The following is a 21,236-nucleotide window of genomic DNA, read 5'->3' as shown; positions in this document are numbered from 1 at the left end:
GTGCTTGCTGTGACCGGTGCTGGCAAAAATTTGAAAGAGCAGAAGCTGTGCTTGACTTCTCTGATTTTATTGGAACGAAGTACGAGGGGGCGCTCGATCAAGTCAAATCACTTTACACGTACAATGAAGCGATGAAAGAGTATCTTCACCAATATAAGTTTCTTCAGGATGTTGCACTTGCTAACATTTTTGCGGGGGAAATAAAAGCATTATCTATGCAAGGGATTGTAGTCCCCATTCCAATGCACCCAGAGAAATTAAAGGAAAGAACCTTTCCACATGTGGATGAGCTACTAATTCATGCAGATATACCATTCCAGAATCTTCTTATCAAGGCTACCCCCAGCGAGCAAGGGAAAAAGTCGAAAAAGGAACGTTTGGAATCAGAGGATTCATTCGAATTGATCGACAATGTCGAAGCAACGCACTATATTTTATTCGATGATATATACACTACTGGCGCTACCGTCCATCAGGCTGCGAAATTACTGAGGGACGCGGGTGCTAAGAGCGTGGAGGCCATCACTTTAATAAAAGGCTAATCTGCCGATATAATACATAACTAGCAGAAATAGTGGAGGTATGGTCATGGGAGAGCTAAAGAATTGCCCAACATGTGGCGAGTTTTTTAACTATACTGGGTTAAGAGAAGTATGTAATCCTTGCGCAATGAATGAGGAAAAGCAATACGAAATCGTCTATAGATTTTTAAGAAAACGAGATAATCGAGCTGCTACAGTGGAACGTATTGTAGAAGCAACCGGAGTGGAAGAGTCTCTTTTACATAAATGGGTTCGTAAAGGGAGATTACAGCCAGCGATGTTCCCGAATCTTGGGTATCCATGTGACAGCTGTGGTAAATTGACTCAGGTTGGGAAGCTCTGTGGAAAATGTACGGACGAGTTAAAGTCAGGTTTACGCCAGTTTGAGGCTGCTAGGGAGTTTCGGGATAAGGTAAATAACCAAGAATCCGTCTATCATAAGGATCAAAAGTAACTCTCACCTAGTGTGAGAGTTTTATCTTTCAGTAAAATTACCCAGTTAATGAATGATTAACTCTTATAATAAGCCTCATTTCCTATACCAATCATTTCCTACAAAAGAACTCTAAACACTCATAAAAATAAACCGAAATAAACAATAGACAGTTTATGAACGAAAGGGGAATGTATATGAAAATCACCAACCATGGTGTCAATCAAATCAATCCATACCAACGTAATCAGATGCATTTAGGAAAAACTCAACAATCGATGAAACAAGCTGCTGACCAATTAGAAATTTCATCGGCTGCAAAAAGTATGCAGATAAAATCACCGATAGAAGTAGAACAAGCCGAGCGTGTTGCAGCTATTAAAGCTCAAATTGAAGCAGGTACCTATAAGGTTGATGCTAAGCAATTGGCTACAAACATTTTAAAATACTACCAAATTTAAAGGAGACTCGAGCATGTCCATCGATAATATCCTGCATTCGCTAACAAACTTAAATCTGCTTCATAAAAGTTTATTAGACATTGCATACAAAAAAACAGAAGCCATCAAGATGGGGGACATGGACAGTCTTAATAAGCTGCTCAAGGACGAACAAGCGCACGTAGCGGGGATTTCTCAGCTAGAGCAACAGCGTCAATTAGGGGTAACGGATTACCTTCGAGCAAAAGGAATTGCTCCAATCGACAACCCAACTGTTGCCCATGTCTTAGAAAACACCCCCACAGAGAAAGAAAAGGAGCAGCTAAAAGCTGCACGCAACCAGCTTCTTCTCACTATAGATAGTCTAAGAAAAGAAAATGACTTAAACCAAAAGCTCATTTTTCAATCTCTACAGTTTGTTAATATGAATTTAGAGATATTAAGACCTACCCCAGACAAAATAAATTATTCAAAGAATGAAGCCAGAGGTCCAGAGAATACTTTAGGACACTTTGATTCAAAAGCTTAAGGAGGCTAATCATGCGATCTACATTTATGGGATTAGAAACTAGTAAACGAGGTATGTTTACTCAACAAACCGCTTTGTATACGACTGGACATAATATATCCAATGCTAACACTCCAGGCTTTTCTAGACAAAAAGTAAATATGCAGCCAACCTTGCCGTTTCCGGGTATTGGGTTAAATGCAGGGAAGATACCAGGTTTTATAGGAACAGGGGTAGAAGCGCATTCTATTCAACGTATACGCGACCAATTTATTGACCGTCAATATAGACAAGAATCTAATGCTTTAGGATATTGGAACAATAGGACTGAAGTAATAACTCAGGTGGAGGATGTCTTATCGGAGCCTTCCGATTTTGGATTAAATGAATCTTTAGATTTATTTTGGAAGTCCTTAGGTGATTTAAGCTCACGTCCAGAAAATGCAGGAACTAGGAGAGTTGTTATTGAAAGAGGTATTGCAGTTGCAGATTCCTTTAATTATATTAACAAACAGCTTACTGATATCCAAGGAAACTTAAAAAATGAAATAGATGTATCTACAAAAGATATTAACTCACTATTAAAACAAATAGCTTCTATTAATGAAAATATACAAAAAATAGAACCAAATGGTTATATGCCGAATGATTTATATGATGAAAGAGATAACTTGCTCGATGAACTATCAGAGTATTTTCCGATTGAAATTAGTTATAACAAAAGCGGAGGAAATTCACTAGCAATAGCAGAGGGAACCGTTGACGTAAGTATTAAGAAGAGTGATGGAACAACGATTAAGTTAGTGGAAGGCAAAGAATCTACAGAATTAGTTCATAATATTTCTATGACTAATACTACAAATGATCCATTTACCCAACTTACATTTAACGGCTTACCCGCGGGAGCAAGGGATAATATTATATTTACCGATTTTAATAAGAATGAAGGTAGATTGGCATCTCTTATCAATTCTTATGGATATACGGCTCCTGGGACAACAGGTGTAACTGGATATTTACCAGGGCTATTAAGCGAAATGGATAGTATGGCTAGCGCATTTATGAATGAATTTAATAGAGTCCATGCAACAGGGTATACATTAAGCGATAAATCAGATTTAGATCCAAATAATTGGATATTAAGTGCAACTGGCCAAGACTTTTTCCAAGGCACAGGTGCTGGGGATATGAAAGTACGCAACGATATTATTAACAATGAAAATCTAGTTGCGGCATCCACCAGTTATGATCAAGAAGGAAATGGCTTAAACAGCTTAAATCTAGGAGATGTAAAGTCTAAACCTTTAATAAATGGGGCATCAATTCAAACTTTCTATGAATCACTTATAGGTAGAATCGGAGTTGATGGTGAGCAGGCAGCACGCTTGCAAAAAACAACAGCGAACAAACAGCTTACTATCGGGAACAATCGGGCTGCAGTAAGTTCCGTTTCCTTAGACGAAGAAATGACGAATATGATTATGTTCCAGCAAGCATATAACGCTTCAGCCCGAATGATTACAGTAGTAGATGAAACCTTAGATAAAATTATTAATGGTATGGGTCGAGTAGGTCTATAATTAGGAGGACTAAATAATGCGTGTAACACAATCAATGCTTTCCAATAATATGCTTAGAAATTTATCTAGCAGTTATTCCAAAATGGGAGTTTTACAAGACCAATTAAATACTGGTAAAAAAATTACTAGACCGTCACAAGATCCCGTTGTTGCGATTAAAGGGATTGGTTATAGAACAAGTTTAAACAAAATAGAGCAATATGAGCGTAATTTGGGAGAAGCAAATAACTGGCTAGATTCCACGGATGATGCACTAGATAAAGTTGGTTCAGCTTTACAACGAGTCCGAGAGTTGATTATTGATGCTTCCAATGATTCAAAAACATCAGATGATCGAGGTAAAATTGCTCAAGAAATCGAGCAATTAAAACTACAGATTCTAGACCTTTCAAACACTAAGGTTGGAGATAAACACATCTTTTCGGGAACGAAGACGTTAAGTCCCTTATTTAATAATAATGGCACACCGCCAGATTATAATGCAGATGGTTTTTTAATTGCTACCGGTGTAAATGAGAAGGTTAGCATTGAAGTGAATGATGGCGTGAAACTAGAAGTTAATTCTACAGGGGCAAGTGCTTTCCAAAGTATAAACAAAATGTTGAATGATTTAGGGGATTTACTTACAACGGGCGCGACCGGGACTCAAATTTCTAGCATGATAACCGAGGCAGACAGTAATTTAAATAGAGTATTGGCTGAACGTTCACAGATAGGTGCACGCCAGAATCGAGTTGAAATGGTTGCCGATAGGATATCCTCTCAAAATGTAATTATTCAAAAGCAACTTTCAAATAATGAAGATGTGGATTATGAGAAAGCTATAACAGAATTAATTACTCAAGAATCTATTCATAGTGCAGGATTATCAGTAGGGGCTCGAATTATTCAACAAACACTTGTAGACTTTCTTCGATAAGGTTTCTAAGTAGTATTGTTCATATTAAGTGAAAAATTTAAAAAGACGTTTGGATTACAATCCAAACGTCTTTCTTTAGGAGGTGAAATTAATGAATATTCCACAACTACAAATTACTACTGTACGTGGTACTCTAGGTCTCAAGACCACACCAGGTACACAGGAAATAGAACAACCACGTGCCATTCTTTCACAGCAACAACCTGCTGCCATTTTAAAAATCTCTACGATAAAGCCGGAGCTTTCTATTGATACGACAGAAGTACGAGCAGATTTGGACTTAAAAAGTGTTTTTAAACGAACAGAAGAATTTGCTCAACAAGGTATTCAGGATGGGATGGAAGGTATAGCACGACGAGCAAAACAAGGAAGAGAACTAAGCAATATTGCTAATGGGCATAATGTTATTAGACAGTTAGCAATTGAGAATGGTAGTCGTTCTAAGAAATCACTAGGAATAAAATTCATTCCCAATCCAATGAAGCTGCAACTATCTATTCAACCAGGAACACTTGAAATCAATGTGGAACCACAGAAGCCTATTAATGACGTGACGATACAAAAACCAGTTCATCGTTATACGCCGGGCAAAGTAACTGGTGAAATGGAGCAATGGCCTTCCATTAAAATTGATGTTAAATGGTAGGTTCACTTAAAAGAGAGAGATTTTAGAAAGGGACTTGTCATATTAACAAGTCTTTTTTTATTAATGATAGAATGGTAATCTATAGAATGAAAAAGGAGTCGAAAATATGCTTATTAAAACAAAGTTTTTTGGTGAAATAGAGCTAAATTCTGAGCAACTTTGGCATTTCCCAAAAGGTATTCCTGGTTTTGAGGATGAAAGAGAATTTGCCTTGCTGCCTATTGAAGGAAATACAATGTTTCAAGTGCTGCAATCCACAAATGTTAGTGAAATTGCACTCATTGTAGCAAATCCTTATACTTTAGTAGAAAATTATTCCTTTAATATTGATGAACCAACAATTGAATTACTTGATATTAAAAAAGAGGAAGATATTTTTGTTTTAGGAGTTTTGTCATTAAAAGATCCTTTAGAAACTTCAACAATCAACTTACAAGCACCAATTATTTTTCATTTGTCCAAAAAAATGGCCAAACAAATGATTATTAATGATCAACAATTTTCAGTACGTCACGTAATTGGTTCACAACCATCTCTAGTAAAAGAGGAGGAGTAAAAATGCTTGTGTTATCACGTAAAGTCAATGAAACAATTAAAATAGGCGATGATATTGAAATAAGAGTATTAGAAGTGAAAGGAGACTCCGTTAGGATAGGTATAGAAGCACCCAAGTCGATGGAAATTTTACGTGGGGAACTTATTCTTACCATTTCTGAAACAAATACAGAGTCCATTAAACTGAATCATGCTCTTTTTGATAAACTATCAAAAAAGAAATAAAAGTTTTTATAAAAGCTAAACATCCAAAAAGACAATCCGATATTATTATTGTAAGCAGCAAGTAAGGAATACCGGCCGATTCCTGAACGTTGTAAACAAACTAAAAAGGTTCACATGGATGTGAACCAAACACACACTCAAGGAGGAAATACTATTATGAGAATTAATCACAACATTGCTGCGCTTAACACGCACCGTCAATTAACTACCAACAACGCTGCTGCTTCTAAAAGCATCGAAAAATTATCTTCAGGTCTTCGTATTAACCGTGCTGGTGATGACGCTGCTGGATTAGCAATTTCTGAAAAAATGCGTGCACAAGTTCGCGGACTTGACATGGCTTCTAAAAATGCACAAGACGGTATCTCTTTACTTCAAACAGCTGAAGGTGCATTAAACGAAACACATTCAATTCTTCAACGTATGCGTGAATTAGCTGTTCAAGGTTCTAACGACACAAATACTGCAGAAGATCGTGCTGCTGTCCAATTAGAAGTAGACGAACTAATAAAAGAAATTGATCGTATTGCTGAAACAACAGAATTTAATACACAAAAACTATTAAATGGTGATATTACTGACTTAAAACTACAAGTTGGAGCTAACTCAGGTCAATCAATTTCAGTGGTAATTAATGAGATGTCTACCGACACTCTAGGAGTTGCTGGTGTCGCATTAACAGACCATGACGCTTCAACTGCTGCAATTAAAACAATTGATGGAGCTATTAGTATGGTTTCTGCACAAAGAGCAAACTTAGGAGCGATTCAAAATCGTCTTGAACACACAATCAATAATTTAGGAACATCTTCTGAAAACTTAACTGCTGCAGAATCACGTGTTCGTGATGTTGACATGGCTAAGGAAATGATGGAATTCACAAAAAATAATATCCTAACACAAGCTTCTCAAGCTATGCTTGCACAAGCTAACCAACAACCACAAGGTGTTCTTCAATTACTTCGTTAATTAGTAAACTATTGAAAATAGGTAGCCGTAATGGCTATCTATTTTTTAGATTGGAGATAAAATTATGATTTATGTAAATGGCAATCTTATAACAGTAGAGAAAAATCCTAAGAAAGCTGAAGTACTATTAAGGGATTATTTGATTAAGAAAAAGCTTGTCCTTGTTAATAATAATGATGAGCCTGTTTCATTTCAAGATTTATCGGAAATATTATTAGGTAATTCTAAAGAGATTAAGTTAAAGGGAATAAGTAGCTCTATAATATTAAGAGAGTTCAAAGAAGAATTACATAATTATATACTTAGAGTTGAACAGTACATCGAAGTTTCTCGTCAGAATGAAAATTATTCTTCTATGTTGGACAATTTTGTACAAGTAGTGGAAGCAATAATTGAGTTCTCAAAAATCGGTAATTTTTTGCAAAAAGAATTAGTTTCACACCAACAAATTAATAATATTTCCACTATGGCCTTTGAACAAGCTAAAGTTGGAAACAAAGAATATATTTTAGATTTGTTAGAATATGAATTACTTCCAGTTTTAAATTTTGTCTTTGATGAAACAAATGAGGTAATGTAAGATGGTTTACAGAATTAGTACCGATTTAGCAAATACTAATGAAAAAGTTTATATTTACGAAAGTGATAAACAAAAAATACCTTTAAATTCTTTATATTCTCCTGAAAAAGAAATAGAAAGATTCTTAAAGAAGTTAGCAGAAACTAAAAAACAATTTGTTATATTAATAGGGTTCGGTAATGGGAAATTGCTTGAAAAGATATTAGAAAGTGAAATATTTGAACAAAACATACACTTTTTATTCATAGAACCTTTTATAGAAGTAGAATTATCAGAATTTCACAGAATTTTACTATCAAAAACAAATAAAATATCATTTTTATATGCAGACAATTTAACGTCTATTCTATTTGCTGATTTTTTATCAAAGTTTATAGGCATAGGGGTTACAATTCAGTTCCATCCAAATTATATGAAATTAAATGAATTAAAAGTAAAGAAAATTTTAGAAGTAATTAATGAAGGTATTGAGACTAAGCAAGTAATAAATAATACAGAAATCAAATTCGCAAAAGATTGGATATTAGAACCAATTGCAAATATAAATTCTATATCAAATTCTATAAATTTGAAAGAACTTCAGGGTAAGTTTAAAGGAGAACGTGCATTACTAATCGCTTCTGGACCATCGCTAAATACTCATATGGATTTTATAAGAGAGAATCAGGAAGGATTTTATCTTTTTGCATTAGGCCCTTCATTGCGAGCATTACTAACAAACGATATTGTGCCAGATTATACGTTAAGTATAGATTCTTCAGCAGTTAACTATGAAACACACTTTAGTGGATTAGAATATAATGGTACACTTATTTATGAAACTGTTTCGAATTCATATATTCAAAAGAATCATAAGGGTCCGTTAATTGCTGTGAAATCACCTGCAGACCATATTACATCTTCAATTTTTCCAAACTTAGTAAGTTTCGAAAAAGCATCACCTAGTGTAGCAGTTTTCACATTACAAGTAATCAATTATTTGGGTTTTTCTGAAGTTTACTTTGTTGGTCAAGATTTGGCTCTTATAGATGGAAATTATTATGCAAAAGGAATTAAGCAACATGATGGGTCAAAAAATGTGAAACAAGAGCTTACAGTTGAAGATAACCAAGGAAAACAAGTAGGTACAACACAATCATTAAAAATATTCTTAGAAACATTTGAGTATGTTATTAAAAATTTAAGGAAGGATTTAAAACTTTTTAATCTTTCCACAAAGGGAGCTAAAATTGAAGGGGTAAGATTTATTGAAGAAAGTATGGTTAAAACAAATATAGAGAAAAAAATAATAGATATTCAAATGGAAGACAGAGTTTTAGCAAATATTGATCCCGATATATTCTTTAATGAGTTTGTTCTGGAATTACGGTCATTAAAAAAAGATGTGAATGTGGCTTTAACTAATTTGAATAGATATTTGAAAATGGGTGTAGCCAATTCAAAAGATATGGAAAAAATTTTAAAAGAGTATAGAAAAATAACAGGAAATAAGGTCCTAGAAGAGATTTTACTATCATATCTTACATTTTTATTTAAGAGAATCACTAATACCTTCAAATTAATGGATAATAAAAAGAATTATTTGAGCAAAGATCTTTTAGAAATAATTAAAGAATTAGATAGATTTTATTCAATAATTTTCAGTTTCAGTGACGGATTATTAAAAGATAACAGATTGAATCGTTAAAAAATATTTATTAATTAAAAATCACAAAGTTGTCATTATTTACCCATATGACACATAAGACCGAATTAATAAGCTCTACTATAAAGATAGGTTATTTCTGCGAGGCTACTTCCACATTTACTGCTTCAACATATCCAACAACCTGAATAGCTAATTTTAATTTAGTATATTGATACTCTAGCACTAGAAAAACTTCGTATAAAGCTCACTTCATAGATGTGTCATGTTTCACTGCTCAAACTAAAACCGTGAGTAAAGAAGTGATATTTTTTCCCTTCTTGGCTAGTGGGCGCTTAGGAAGATTATGCAGTGAATAGTTGATTTAACTAAGGATTTTAAAATATGTATTAAAATACATTTTAAATATTTTATTGGATAATACAACCCCTAGAAGTAGTGTGGATTACTTCTGGGGGTTGTATTTAATATACTATTCAGTTATAAGTAAACTGTGTTGTGGCTGATTCGCCATCAACATCCACAGTAATATCTACTATCCCTGGAGTTCCGGCTGGAATAATTATTCTAATTCTACCTGTATTAAAATAAGTGTAAGCTACTTCCTTACCACCCACAGTTACTTTCATGCTTTTAGCTGTAAAATTACTTCCATAGATTAAGACAGCATAACCACCCTTTGAGGCACCGTTATCGGGTGACAAACTTGTGATAGTTGGCTTAATACCTTCGTATAAATAGCCATCTTGTAATGTGTATTCTTGATTATCTGGATTAACCACTTTTACAGGGGTAAGGCCTTTAACCTCGACTGCTGGTGTAATAACTACTATTTCCGTATCAGTAACCGAAACAACACGTGCTAACTTGTTACCAAAATATACTTTTGCATATTTTTGGAAATTATTCCCAAATATAGTGATTGTTTCATTTCCTTGGAATGAGCCCGTTGAATTTGAAAGAACGGTTATAATTGGTGATGGATCTAACACTGGTTCTGTATAAGTGAATCCATTTGAAAGTAATCCGAATTTACCTTCATCATTTGCTACTTTAACATCAACAATTCCAGATGTTAAACTTATGGGAACTGATGCACGTAACTTAGTAGTTGATAAATAAGTTGTTGATGGTGATTCTTGGTTCCCAAAAAAGACTTTTGAAGTTGGAGATAAGTTTTTTCCATAAATAATAATTTGTTTTGTTGTACCAGTAAGAATAGAATTTTCAGACAATGATGTTATTTCGGGAACAGGCATCGGTGGTGGTGCCAGGTACTCATAACCGTTTATTAACTCGGCTGTAGCACCATCAGGATTTTCTGCTTTAATTGTTACAAATCCAGGGGTAAGAGCCTCTGGGACGGTCACTCGAACACTAGTAGAACTTAGGAAAGTAGTGCCAGTTGCCTCCTGGTCTGCGAAATAGATTTTAATTCCTTTTTCAAAATTTTTACCATATACGATAATAGTGTTTTTACCGGCCATTTCACCTGAAGTTGCAGATAAATTCTCTAATTCAACAGCTGGTTTTTGTGGTGGTGATAAATATTCATAAGCATTTGAAAGTTCAGCTGTTGAGCTACTAGGATTAACGACTTTAACAGTCACTTGACCAGGAATTATTGCGCCAGGGACGATAACTCGTATTGAAGTTGAAGATAAATACGAGGAAACGATAGCTTCTAAATCGCCAAAATATGCTTTTATACCTCGTTCAAAATTTTTGCCTGTTAGTAATATAGAATCTCCGCCAATAATTTGACCGCTCGTAACTGATAGAGAAATAAGCTCAACTTCTGGTGGAGGTGGTGGTGTAAGGTAATTATACCCGTTCTGTAATTCTGCGTTTGTATTGTCAGGGTTAACGACTTTAATATTAACGAGTCCACTTTTGTCAGCAGCAGGTGCAGTTGCACGTAGCACTCCTGCAGTAACTAATGTAGTTTCAGCTTTTATACCATTAAAGTAAACTGTTGCACCTTTTATATAGTTTGTACCATTAACAAGAATACTATTACCGCCTTCTAAGGGTCCTTCATTAGGGGAGACAGAAGTAATTGTAGGAATAGCATAATAACTATAGCTACCAATTGTAGACTGACGATCTGTATTTTCCACTTTTACCTCTACTGATCCTTGTTTACCTGCAGGTGTCGTCACAACAATTTCATTGTCAGTTACTGTAACAACTTGACCTAATACTGTTCCAAAATATACTTTTACTCCAGGTAAAAAGTTTTGGCCAGTTATCGTAACTGTTTCTCCTCCTGTTGTAAGGCCTTTATCTTCTTTAATACTTGTAATGATTGGTGCATGATTCTTAATTTCAACAATCGGGTTTGTAGTGTTTAACGAGTAAGTAGAACCATCACCAATTTCGAATGTTGAGGATGTTTGTGCTAGAGTATATTTACCAGCTGTAGCACTATCTTTGGCACGAACCTGGTAAGTGAAGCTAAGTTCGTTAGATTTCAATTCAGAAATAGACCATTTGATTGTGTTGCCTGAAACAACTGGCTTAGGTATATGATGATCATATGAGCCCGGAACCAATTCAAACTCAGGAGAAATTGTATCTGTAATTGTTACATTATAAGCACTTGCAAGACCAATTTCTTCTACAATTGCTCTGTAGACATCAGAGAGGCCTACCGAACCTAATACGAAATGATGGTGATCATAAGAAGATGCCATCTCTTTTAATAATTTGTTAGGTTCACTTTTATCAGGATTTTCGTTTGAACCCAGTAAAGCAATAGAATAGAACGTGATACCAGCGTCCTTCGCGGCTTTCGCTGCAGCTAAAGCTTCAGTTGAATTGTTAGCAGCTCCATCTGTCATAATAACAATGGTTGGTTGTGCCTCAGCGCGTTTATTTGCTAGCATTGTTGTAGCTAATTTGATTGCAGCACTAGTATTAGTATTGCCTCCCAGCTGAATAGTATCTACATATGCTTTTGCAGCTACTTTATCTGTGGTTAATGGAGAAGAGTATGCATTGTTATCAAAGTCTACAATACCAACTTCGTGCTTTGTCAAATCCATCAAATCTATAAACTCTTTAGCAGCTTGTTTGGCTGCATTAAGTCTATTATCTGACTGCATACTACCAGACTTATCAATAATTAAGATAACGTCATTAGGTTTCACAAAAGTTGAATCCTGTGGAGTTCCCTTTACAGTAAGTGTTACATCTGTTGTTTCCCCTTTTACTAGGGTGCTGTTGCTTACTGTCTTATTAATTTTCATTAAATCGCCACTTTTAACTGTTGCAGCTTCTGTTGAAAGAGGAGTAGCTATGCCGATAATAAGGATAGCAATTAAAATTAATTGAACACTTTTAAAGATTTTCATTCGATTTCATTCCTTCCTATTCAAAGTTTGTATTTCTCTTCTTTTATCGACTTGAACAAATGAAGGTTTAGGTATTTTATATCATAAATGTAAAAAGTGTAATTAGAACTAAGAATATTTAAAATAATATAATATTAATTTTAATATTACATCTAAAGGAGTAGGAGGAGCTAAAAATGATTAATAGAAAGATATTAGTTACAGGTGCTGATGGTTTCATAGGATCCCATCTTACTGAAGAACTTATACGACAAGGGTACGATGTACGTGCTTTTGTTTATTATAATTCATTTAATTCATGGGGATGGCTAGACCATTCTACAAATGAGATTAAGAAAAGTATAGACGTATTTGCTGGGGATATTCGTGATCCACATGGTGTTAAGGAAGCCATGAAAGGATGTACACATGTCCTAAATCTTGCCGCTTTGATAGCAATTCCATATTCATATCACTCTCCAGATACATATGTGGATACGAATATCAAAGGTACATTAAATGTAGTACAGGCTGCTCGTGAGTTAAACATTGAAAAAGTTGTTCATACGTCTACAAGTGAAGTATATGGAACAGCGAAATATGTTCCTATTGACGAAAACCATCCTCTGCAGGGGCAATCTCCTTATTCAGCGTCTAAGATAGGGGCAGATCAGATGGCATTATCCTTTTACAAATCCTTTGATACGCCAGTTTCAATCATTAGACCATTTAATACATACGGTCCACGTCAATCAGCTCGTGCTGTTATACCGACAATTATTAGTCAGCTAGCAGCAGGAACTACCAATATAAAGCTCGGAGCAGTAAGTCCTACACGTGATTTTAACTTTGTAAAAGATACCGTAAATGGATTTATATCTATAATGAATAGCGATAAATCAAACGGAGAAATTATCAATATAGGATCAAATTACGAAATTTCTATTGGGGAAACAGCAGAAATGATTGCAGAGATCATGGATGTAAAACTGACAATTGAAACAGATGAGCAGCGTATTCGTCCCGATAAAAGTGAAGTGGAACGGTTGTGGGCAGATAATCAGAAAGCAAAAGAGATACTTGGATGGGAACCTAACTATGGTGGGAAATCTGGCTTCAGAAGAGGATTAGAGGAAACAATCGAATGGTTTACCGATCCTAAGAATTTAGCAACATACAAAACGGATGTGTATAATATATGAATCTTCAGTGGATTACATTTACTAATGCCGTAAAAGAATTATACAAAAAAGAGTATGTACCGCTTCATGAACCTACATTTGATGAAAAAGAAATAGAATATGTAACGGATTGTATAAAAACGGGATGGGTCTCTTCGGTAGGAAAATACGTTGACCGTTTAGAAATGGAATTGGCTGAATATACAGGGGTGAAGCGAGCAGTTGCAGTCGTTAACGGTACAGCAGCGCTTCACATTGCTCTAAAGGTAGCAGGTGTAAAACCGAATGACGAGGTATTTATGCCTTCCTTAACCTTTGTAGCAACAGCCAATGCTATTTCATACTTGCAGGCAATCCCACATTTTGTTGATGTTAGCATAGAAACACTTGGTTTAGACCCCAAAAAGCTAGAAGAACACATTAAGGTTATAGGCGAAATGAAAAATGGACAACTTGTCAATAAACATACAGGGCGAATTATACGGGCTGTTGTCCCAATGCATACATTCGGAAATCCAGTGGACTTAGATCCTTTGATTGAGCTATGTGAGCGATATAATCTGATGCTTGTAGAAGATGCTGCGGAGTCACTAGGTTCCTATTATAAAGGGAAACATACAGGTGGATTTGGAAGAGTTAGCGCACTCAGCTTTAATGGCAATAAGATACTGACTACAGGTGGTGGTGGTGCTATCTTAACTAATGATGACCAACTTGCCGATTATGCAAAACATTTGACTACGACGGCGAAGATACCGCATCGTTGGGCATTTGAACATGATGAAATTGCTTATAATTATAGAATGCCTAACATTAATGCAGCAATTGGTTGCGCCCAGCTGCAAAAGTTGCCAACGTTTATTGAACAAAAAAGACAATTGACGCTAGTTTATGAGGATCTTCTTAAGAATGTAGATGGTGTAACGCTATTTAAAGAACCACTTCACGCAAAAGGAAACTATTGGTTACAAACCTTGATCTTAGAAGAAACAATAACCCGTGATTCCGTCTTGGAATTTTTAAATGAGAATGGTGTCATGTCCCGTCCGATATGGACACCAATGGATAAGTTAAGTTATTTTCAACAAATGCCAAAAGCTGACTTAACTGTAACGGAACAATTGAAAAATTCATTGATTAATATCCCAAGCACACCTTTGGAAGTGAAGTGATATAAATGTCTCGAAAAATATGTGTTGTTACTGGAACGAGAGCTGAATATGGACTGCTCTATTGGCTTATGAAGGAAATTCAACAGGATGAAGAGTTGGAACTACAAATAGTTGCAACAGGAATGCACTTATCACCAGAATTCGGCTTAACGTATAAGCAAATTGAAGAAGATGGATTTAGGATTGATGAAAAGGTTGAAATGCTTTTATCATCGGATTCAAAGGTAGGTGTGGCAAAATCAATGGGACTAGCAACGATTGGCTTTGCTGATGCATTACAACGATTAAAACCAGATATCCTTATTATTCTTGGCGATCGATTTGAAATGTTGGCCATTGCTCAAACAGCACTGATCATGCAACTACCAATCGTTCATTTGCATGGTGGTGAATTGACCTTTGGAGCATATGATGACGCCATCCGTCATTCGATTACGAAAATGGCATGTTGGCATTTTGTCAGTACAGAAATGCACCGTAAGCGAGTAATCCAACTTGGAGAGCATCCAGAACATGTCTGGAATGTTGGAGCCCTTGGTATCGAGAGTATTTTAAAGATATCATTACTATCCAAAGCTGAATTATGTGCAGAACTAAATCTTGACAACAATAGCCCTTACTTTTTAATTACCTACCATCCTGAAACAAATGGTAATGTAGGTGGCATCTATACACTTTTATCTGCTTTATGTCGATACCCGAATATACAGCTTATTTTCACCAAAGCAAATGCAGATAACGGTGGGAGGAGTATCAATGAGGCTATTGAGCAATTTGTTTTAAAGAATCCGAATGCATACTTATTTGATTCTTTGGGACAACTACGGTACTTAAGCTCAGTTAAACACGCAGAGCTAGTTATTGGAAACTCATCTAGTGGACTTATTGAAGTGCCTTACTTGCATACGCCAACAGTAAATTGCGGAGATCGTCAATCGGGTAGAGAATGTCCCTCATCGATTATACATACTTCCATGGACGAGCTCTCAATTGTGAAAGCAATTGAAACTGCTCGGAATTTTCAAGGTCCTTATGATCAAATATTTGGAGATGGGGATGTATCTAAAAAGATTATCAACCAACTTAAAAAGCAACCTCTTAAATTTGAGCGAAAGGAGTTTTATGACTTATGAGTCATCAAACGTATATTATTGCCGAAGCGGGCGTCAACCATAATGGTTCACTTGAAATGGCAAAGCGATTAGTAGATGTTGCAAAGCAAGCAGGCGCAGATGCAGTAAAGTTTCAAACATTTAAAGCAGAAAACATAGTTACACGCTCTGCACAACAAGCTGATTATCAAGTGAATAATTTAGGTGAAGCTACTTCACAATTTGAGATGTTGAAAAAGCTAGAGTTATCTTACAAGGAATTTGTAGAACTTAAATTATATTGTGATGCCAATCAGATTGAATTTATGTCGACGCCCTTTGATATGGAAAGTGTCAATTTTTTATTGAATGATATTGGAATGAGTAAGTTTAAAATACCTTCTGGTGAACTGACGAATAGTCCTTTTATACATTATATTGCTACTAAAAAAAGGCCGATGATACTTTCAACGGGAATGGCGACAATGGAAGATATTCATGATGCACTGTCATACATAGCCTATGGTTTAGCTTTTCCACGGCAGAAGGTGGATATCGATCAGGTGAGGGAATTCTATCAAACTCTAGAAGCAAAATTATTATTACAAGAATTTGTAACTGTTCTGCATTGTACAACTGAATATCCTGCCCCTTATGAAACGATTAATTTAAATGCCATTATTGAGATGAAAAGGAAGTTACACTTGCCAACTGGCTTCTCAGATCATTCAAAAGGTATCGCAGTTCCGATAGCAGCTGTAGCCCTTGGTGCAGAGGTAATCGAAAAACATTTTACGTTAGATCAAAGTTTGCCAGGACCAGATCATTTAGCTTCATTGGAACCAACAGATTTAAAAGAAATGGTTGTAGGAGTAAGAGCGATTGAACGATCTCTTGGCACAGGTGAGAAAATACCAACCCCTATTGAATATGAAAATCGTCAGGCAGCTAGGAAAAGTATTGTTGCGAAGGTAAAGATACCAGTGGGCGAAAAATTTACGGAAAGCCAATTAGCAATTAAACGCCCGGGGAATGGAATGCCCCCTTCTAAGTATTGGGATTTAATTGGAAAAGTAGCTAAGAAATCTTATGAAGTAGATGAGTTAATCAATGAATAAACAAATAATTATAATTGGTGATGGTGGTCATGCTCATGTTTTAGCGGAAGTATTAATAGCTCAGCAAAGAAAAATAATGGGTTATACTGCACCTCATGAAAGTAAGTCCTTTTTCAATTTACCTTATTTAGGTACGGATGATGTTATTTTTGAATACTCGTCTGACATAGTGGAACTAGTTTTAGGTTTAGGTATGATTAATATAACTCCAGTACGCAAGTCAATATTTGAACAATTTAGTTCAAAAGGATATTTGTTTGCAACTGTCATACATTCTACAGCTATTATTTCTCCATCTGTGAAAATGGGGCAAGGAATTCAAATTATGGCGGGGGCAATTATCCAAACTAATGCGAAAATTGGAAGCAACACAATCATTAACACTGGTTCCATTATCGATCACGATGTAGAAATTGGAAATCATGTCCATATAGCGCCAGGTTCCACTCTATCGGGTGGAGTTGTAATAGGTGAAGGTTGTTTAATCGGTGTAGGTTCCTCAATTATTCAAGAAATTAATATAGGAAATGAAACGCTAGTGGGGGCAGGTTCAGTCGTCACAAAAAATATTGGAAATAGGAAAATTGCCTATGGGGTTCCAGCAAAGGAAGTGTAACTGATGAAAAGTTGGAAGGATGTTCTTATACAGCCTCAAACAACGATACTAGAAACGATGAAAATAATTGACGCGACTACAATGCAATTTGCCGCCGTTGTCGATAGTAACATGTTTTTATTAGGAACGGTAACCGATGGTGATATTCGACGTGGAATATTAAAAGGACTTTCACTGGACTCTACAATAAGTAATGTGATGAATACGTCTCCTATTTGTGAATTAAATGGGAAAAAGTCCTTTTATTATAAAAAAAGAATGCGTGAAAGAAAGCTAAAGCAACTGCCACTAGTATCAAATGATAATCTATTAAAAAATATTGTATTTTCTGATGAGTTGGAGTTAACTATTAAAAAAACTAATAAGGTAGTTTTAATGGTTGGTGGTCTGGGCACAAGGCTTCGTCCATTAACAGATACAATCCCTAAACCGATGTTAAATGTAGGAAATAAACCAATCGTTGAAACGATTATAGAAAGTTTTAAAGCCTATGGTTTTACAAATTTCGTCTTGTCAGTTAACTATAAAAAAGAAATGATTATGGATTATTTTCAAGATGGGGCTCATCTAGGCGTCAATATCGAATACATAGAAGAATCGGAAAGATTGGGTACAGCTGGGGCTCTATCCTTATTATCAGACAAACCGAGTGAACCTTTTTTTGTGATGAACGGGGATTTACTAACGAAAATTAATTTTGAACAACTATTAGACTTTCATAATGAAACAAACTCGTCTGCAACAATATGTGTACGGGAGTATGAATATCAGATACCATATGGTGTTATTGAGACGGACAATCATCAGTTACTATCTATTGTCGAAAAGCCAGTACATAAAAGCTTTGTAAATGCAGGGATCTATATATTAAATCCTACAGCATTAGAATATATCCCAAATGGTGATTTTTTCGATATGCCGGAGCTGTATAAGAAATTGCTGCATGAACAAAAGAAAGTCTCAGCTTTTCCATTAAGGGAATACTGGCTGGATATAGGTAGATTGGATGATTACGAGAAGGCCAATACAGATTTCGGTAAAAGTTTTGGTTTTGGTGAGATAAAAGATGAATAAATTTAAATGTCTTGTTATTGGTTATGGGTCAATTGGACAAAGGCATACTAGATTGTTGAATGAATTAGGGCATAGTGTAGCTGTCGTTTCTAGGAGAGAAGTAGAGTATTCTAGTTCTTACTACGATATTAGGGAAGCGTTGTTGGTTGAACAACCAAATTATATAGTAATAGCCAATGAAACTAGTAAGCATGAATCGACTATAAATGAAATAAGGAGTTTAGGGTACAATCAAAAAATCCTAGTAGAAAAACCACTATTTCCGAAGGTCATAAATAGTGATTTAGACTTTGCTGAATTGTATATTGGATATAATTTGCGTTTTCATCCCTTGGTACAAAAACTTTTTAACGAATTAAAAAATTCAAATATTGTGTCAGTACTTTGCTATGTTGGTCAATACCTCCCCTCTTGGCGACCGGGAACAGATTATACAAAATCATATTCTGCAAGTGCATCAATGGGTGGTGGAGTTCTTCGGGATTTAAGTCATGAACTTGATTATTTAAATTTTCTTTTTGGTGAATGGAAGGAAATTGCAGCGTTTGGTGGTAAATTTAGTAGGTTGAAAATTGATTCTGATGATCATTTTTCTTTAATATATCATACCGAATTAGTCCCACATGTTACGCTTCAAATGAATTACTTAGACAATATAATACAAAGGATATTGATAATAAACACGGATAAAATTACTTATAAAGCCGATTTTATTAAAAATACTCTACAAATAAATGAAGAAATAATTCAATTTAATGTTGGAAAAGATAATACTTATAAACAGCAGCATGTAGCTATTTTAAATGGAGAAAATGAGTTTTTATGCTCTTATGAAAGTGGTTTAAGTATTGTTAAAATGATTGAGCAAGCTGAGAAGGCTTCAAAAGAGAAAGTGTGGGTGTCGAATGAGTAGAATTTGTACTATTTGTGCAAGAGGTGGCTCAAAGGGCGTAAAAAATAAAAATACTAAAATGTTGCTAGATAAACCTTTAATAGCACACAGTATTGAACAGGCTAAACAAAGTGGCTTGTTTGATGCAATAGCGGTTAGTAGTGATAATGAACAAATATTAGCAATTGCTAAGCAGTTTGGTGCGGATATATTGGTTGAAAGACCAAATGAACTTGCAACTGATCAAGCAGCAAAATTACCGGTGATACAGCATTGTCTATTAGCAGTAGAAGAGAAATTAGGTAAACAGTTTAAAGTTATTGTCGATTTGGATGCAACATCGCCATTAAGATTAGTAGAAGATATTATCCAATCAATACGAATATTTGAAGAAAACTCAGACGTAGACAATTTAATTACAGGTGCACCATCTAGAAGAAGCCCATATTTTAATCTAGTAGAAGTAAACGAAAAAGGGTACGCTGATTTGTCTAAAAGACTTGATAAAGTAATTGTACGAAGACAAGAATCTCCTAAATGTTATGATATGAACGCTTCTATTTATATTTGGAAAAGAGAAATTCTGTTGAATTCAACATCTGTATTTCATTCAAAAACTTTGTTATATGAAATGCCTGAGGAACGATCAATAGATATTGATTCTGAACTTGATTTTGAGTTTGTTTCTTTTTTGGCAATGAAAAGAGGGGAAATATCATGACTCAGTCTTATATCAAGAAGTTTAGGTTGAATGGAAAGACAGCTATTATAACTGGCGGAGCGGGTATATTAGGTGGACATTTTTGTTCTGGTTTGGCGGAGGCTGGAGCAAACATTGCAGTGGTAGATATTAATTTGGAAGCAGCAAAAAATATTGCAAATGTTATTACAGAAAAATTTGGTGTAAAAGCTGTTGCTTTTGAATGCAATGTAGCGTCTGAGCCATCAGTAATAAAAATGGTGGAATCAGTTCTAAGTGAATTTGGTGAAATTAATATCCTACATAATAATGCTGCTGGAAAATCAAATGATTTAGATGCCTTTTTTGCGGATTTTGAAGACTATACACTAGCTCAGTGGAAAGAAATCATGGGAACAAACTTAGATGGAATGTTTCTTGTTGCAAAACATGTTGGAAAAGTTATGAAGAAACAGAGGAAAGGTGGCTCTATCATCCAAACATCGTCTATTTATGGTGTGATGGCGCCTGATCAGCGTATATATGAAGGCTCATATTATTTAAATCGTCAAATTAACTCCCCAGCGATTTATTCAGCATCTAAAGCTGGGGTTATTGGATTGACTAAATATCTTGCTACTTACTGGGCTAAGGAAGGTATTCGTGTTAATGCAATTACACCTGGTGGAGTAGAAAGTGGCCAAAATGATACTTTTAAAGAAAAATATAGCTCTCGTATTCCAATGGGAAGGATGTCTCAGCCAGAGGAAATGGTAGGGGCACTCATTTATTTAGCATCTGATGCGTCTAGTTATGTAACTGGACAGAATATTATTGTAGATGGCGGTTTAAATGCTTGGTAATCCTAATTAGTATTCTCGAATTTCCATTATGAAAAATAGAAATTCCAAGGAGATATTAGCAAATTAGGAGTAGACTCTATTTTACACTTTAAAATAAAACTTTTAAAGGTGAAACTGGAGATGTTTACCCCTCTATTACCTTATATTAAACTAAAGTAACGATGAACTTAATA

At 35.2% G+C, this 21,236-nt stretch carries 22 protein-coding genes; 21 read left to right on the top strand and 1 reads right to left on the bottom strand.

The genetic code is table 11. The features are described from left to right. The first annotated feature begins 47 nt into the window (after positions 1-47). The 12 genes from MKY09_RS14430 (at position 48) to MKY09_RS14375 (ending at position 9,084) form a co-directional block, all read left to right on the top strand. Positions 48-542 (top strand): ComF family protein, encoded by a 495-nt coding sequence (locus tag MKY09_RS14430; protein WP_342566971.1) that lies wholly within the window; start codon positions 48-50, stop codon positions 540-542. 46 nt (positions 543-588) lie between these two features. Further along, entirely contained in the window at positions 589-996 is a 408-nt protein-coding gene (locus MKY09_RS14425) for a TIGR03826 family flagellar region protein (RefSeq protein ID WP_342566970.1), read from the top strand. A gap of 176 nt (positions 997-1,172) precedes the next feature. Then, the gene (gene flgM / locus MKY09_RS14420) at positions 1,173-1,436 is read left to right on the top strand and encodes a flagellar biosynthesis anti-sigma factor FlgM (RefSeq protein WP_342566969.1); all 264 of its coding nucleotides are present in this window, start codon (positions 1,173-1,175) and stop codon (positions 1,434-1,436) included. Between the two features lie 13 nt (positions 1,437-1,449). Next, the gene (locus MKY09_RS14415; protein WP_342566968.1) at positions 1,450-1,944 is read left to right on the top strand and encodes a flagellar protein FlgN; all 495 of its coding nucleotides are present in this window, start codon (positions 1,450-1,452) and stop codon (positions 1,942-1,944) included. A gap of 11 nt (positions 1,945-1,955) precedes the next feature. Beyond that, positions 1,956-3,503: a flagellar hook-associated protein FlgK gene (gene flgK, locus MKY09_RS14410; RefSeq protein ID WP_342566967.1), complete on the top strand. Its 1,548-nt coding sequence runs from the start codon at positions 1,956-1,958 to the stop codon at positions 3,501-3,503. 16 nt (positions 3,504-3,519) lie between these two features. Further along, positions 3,520-4,422: a flagellar hook-associated protein FlgL gene (gene flgL / locus MKY09_RS14405; protein ID WP_342566966.1), complete on the top strand. Its 903-nt coding sequence runs from the start codon at positions 3,520-3,522 to the stop codon at positions 4,420-4,422. Between the two features lie 91 nt (positions 4,423-4,513). Continuing rightward, a complete protein-coding gene (locus MKY09_RS14400) occupies positions 4,514-5,068 on the top strand; it encodes a DUF6470 family protein (protein WP_342566965.1) in 555 nt (184 codons plus the stop codon). Positions 5,069-5,174: 106 nt separating this feature from the next. Beyond that, complete coding sequence (gene fliW / locus MKY09_RS14395) at positions 5,175-5,624, top strand: flagellar assembly protein FliW (RefSeq protein ID WP_342566964.1); 450 nt, start codon at positions 5,175-5,177, stop codon at positions 5,622-5,624. A 2-nt stretch (positions 5,625-5,626) separates the two neighbouring features. Next, positions 5,627-5,848, top strand: coding sequence for a carbon storage regulator CsrA (gene csrA, locus MKY09_RS14390; RefSeq protein ID WP_342566963.1), 222 nt, complete (start codon positions 5,627-5,629; stop codon positions 5,846-5,848). A 156-nt stretch (positions 5,849-6,004) separates the two neighbouring features. Then, positions 6,005-6,817, top strand: a complete 813-nt coding sequence (gene hag / locus MKY09_RS14385; protein WP_342566962.1) for a flagellin Hag — start codon at positions 6,005-6,007, stop codon at positions 6,815-6,817. Positions 6,818-6,881: 64 nt separating this feature from the next. Beyond that, positions 6,882-7,397, top strand: a complete 516-nt coding sequence (locus tag MKY09_RS14380; protein ID WP_342566961.1) for a hypothetical protein — start codon at positions 6,882-6,884, stop codon at positions 7,395-7,397. Position 7,398: 1 nt separating this feature from the next. Continuing rightward, positions 7,399-9,084, top strand: coding sequence for a 6-hydroxymethylpterin diphosphokinase MptE-like protein (locus MKY09_RS14375; protein ID WP_342566960.1), 1,686 nt, complete (start codon positions 7,399-7,401; stop codon positions 9,082-9,084). A gap of 434 nt (positions 9,085-9,518) precedes the next feature. Here MKY09_RS14375 and MKY09_RS14370 read toward each other — a convergent pair whose 3' ends face one another. Then, the gene (locus tag MKY09_RS14370) at positions 9,519-12,398 is read right to left on the bottom strand and encodes an IPT/TIG domain-containing protein (protein ID WP_342566959.1); all 2,880 of its coding nucleotides are present in this window, start codon (positions 12,396-12,398) and stop codon (positions 9,519-9,521) included. A 176-nt stretch (positions 12,399-12,574) separates the two neighbouring features. Between MKY09_RS14370 and MKY09_RS14365 the strand changes: the two genes are divergently transcribed. The 9 genes from MKY09_RS14365 to MKY09_RS14325 are packed head-to-tail and all read left to right on the top strand — an operon-like array spanning position 12,575 to position 21,063. Continuing rightward, a complete protein-coding gene (locus MKY09_RS14365; protein ID WP_342566958.1) occupies positions 12,575-13,579 on the top strand; it encodes an NAD-dependent 4,6-dehydratase LegB in 1,005 nt (334 codons plus the stop codon). After that, positions 13,576-14,730 carry a LegC family aminotransferase gene (locus MKY09_RS14360; protein WP_342566957.1) on the top strand — a complete coding sequence of 385 codons (1,155 nt, stop codon included), beginning with the start codon at positions 13,576-13,578 and terminating at the stop codon, positions 14,728-14,730. Before MKY09_RS14365 ends, MKY09_RS14360 begins: the two co-directional genes overlap by 4 nt. Before the next feature lie 5 nt (positions 14,731-14,735). Beyond that, complete coding sequence (gene neuC / locus MKY09_RS14355; RefSeq protein WP_342566956.1) at positions 14,736-15,863, top strand: UDP-N-acetylglucosamine 2-epimerase; 1,128 nt, start codon at positions 14,736-14,738, stop codon at positions 15,861-15,863. Next, the gene (gene neuB, locus MKY09_RS14350) at positions 15,860-16,939 is read left to right on the top strand and encodes an N-acetylneuraminate synthase (protein WP_342566955.1); all 1,080 of its coding nucleotides are present in this window, start codon (positions 15,860-15,862) and stop codon (positions 16,937-16,939) included. The genes neuC and neuB overlap by 4 nt, the downstream gene beginning before the upstream one ends. After that, positions 16,932-17,555 (top strand): acetyltransferase, encoded by a 624-nt coding sequence (locus MKY09_RS14345; RefSeq protein WP_342566954.1) that lies wholly within the window; start codon positions 16,932-16,934, stop codon positions 17,553-17,555. Before neuB ends, MKY09_RS14345 begins: the two co-directional genes overlap by 8 nt. Before the next feature lie 3 nt (positions 17,556-17,558). Beyond that, on the top strand, positions 17,559-18,629 hold the full coding sequence (locus tag MKY09_RS14340) for a nucleotidyltransferase family protein (protein WP_342566953.1): 1,071 nt from the start codon (positions 17,559-17,561) through the stop codon (positions 18,627-18,629). Beyond that, a complete protein-coding gene (locus MKY09_RS14335) occupies positions 18,622-19,542 on the top strand; it encodes a Gfo/Idh/MocA family oxidoreductase (protein WP_342566952.1) in 921 nt (306 codons plus the stop codon). The genes MKY09_RS14340 and MKY09_RS14335 overlap by 8 nt, the downstream gene beginning before the upstream one ends. Further along, positions 19,535-20,242, top strand: coding sequence for an acylneuraminate cytidylyltransferase family protein (locus MKY09_RS14330; RefSeq protein ID WP_342566951.1), 708 nt, complete (start codon positions 19,535-19,537; stop codon positions 20,240-20,242). Before MKY09_RS14335 ends, MKY09_RS14330 begins: the two co-directional genes overlap by 8 nt. Then, positions 20,239-21,063: an SDR family oxidoreductase gene (locus MKY09_RS14325; protein WP_342566950.1), complete on the top strand. Its 825-nt coding sequence runs from the start codon at positions 20,239-20,241 to the stop codon at positions 21,061-21,063. Before MKY09_RS14330 ends, MKY09_RS14325 begins: the two co-directional genes overlap by 4 nt. Positions 21,064-21,236 lie beyond the last annotated feature (173 nt).

It is taken from the genome of Psychrobacillus sp. FSL K6-4046, from assembly GCF_038624605.1.
Classification (GTDB): domain Bacteria; phylum Bacillota; class Bacilli; order Bacillales_A; family Planococcaceae; genus Psychrobacillus.
This window is presented reverse-complemented; position numbering and strand designations above follow the sequence as displayed.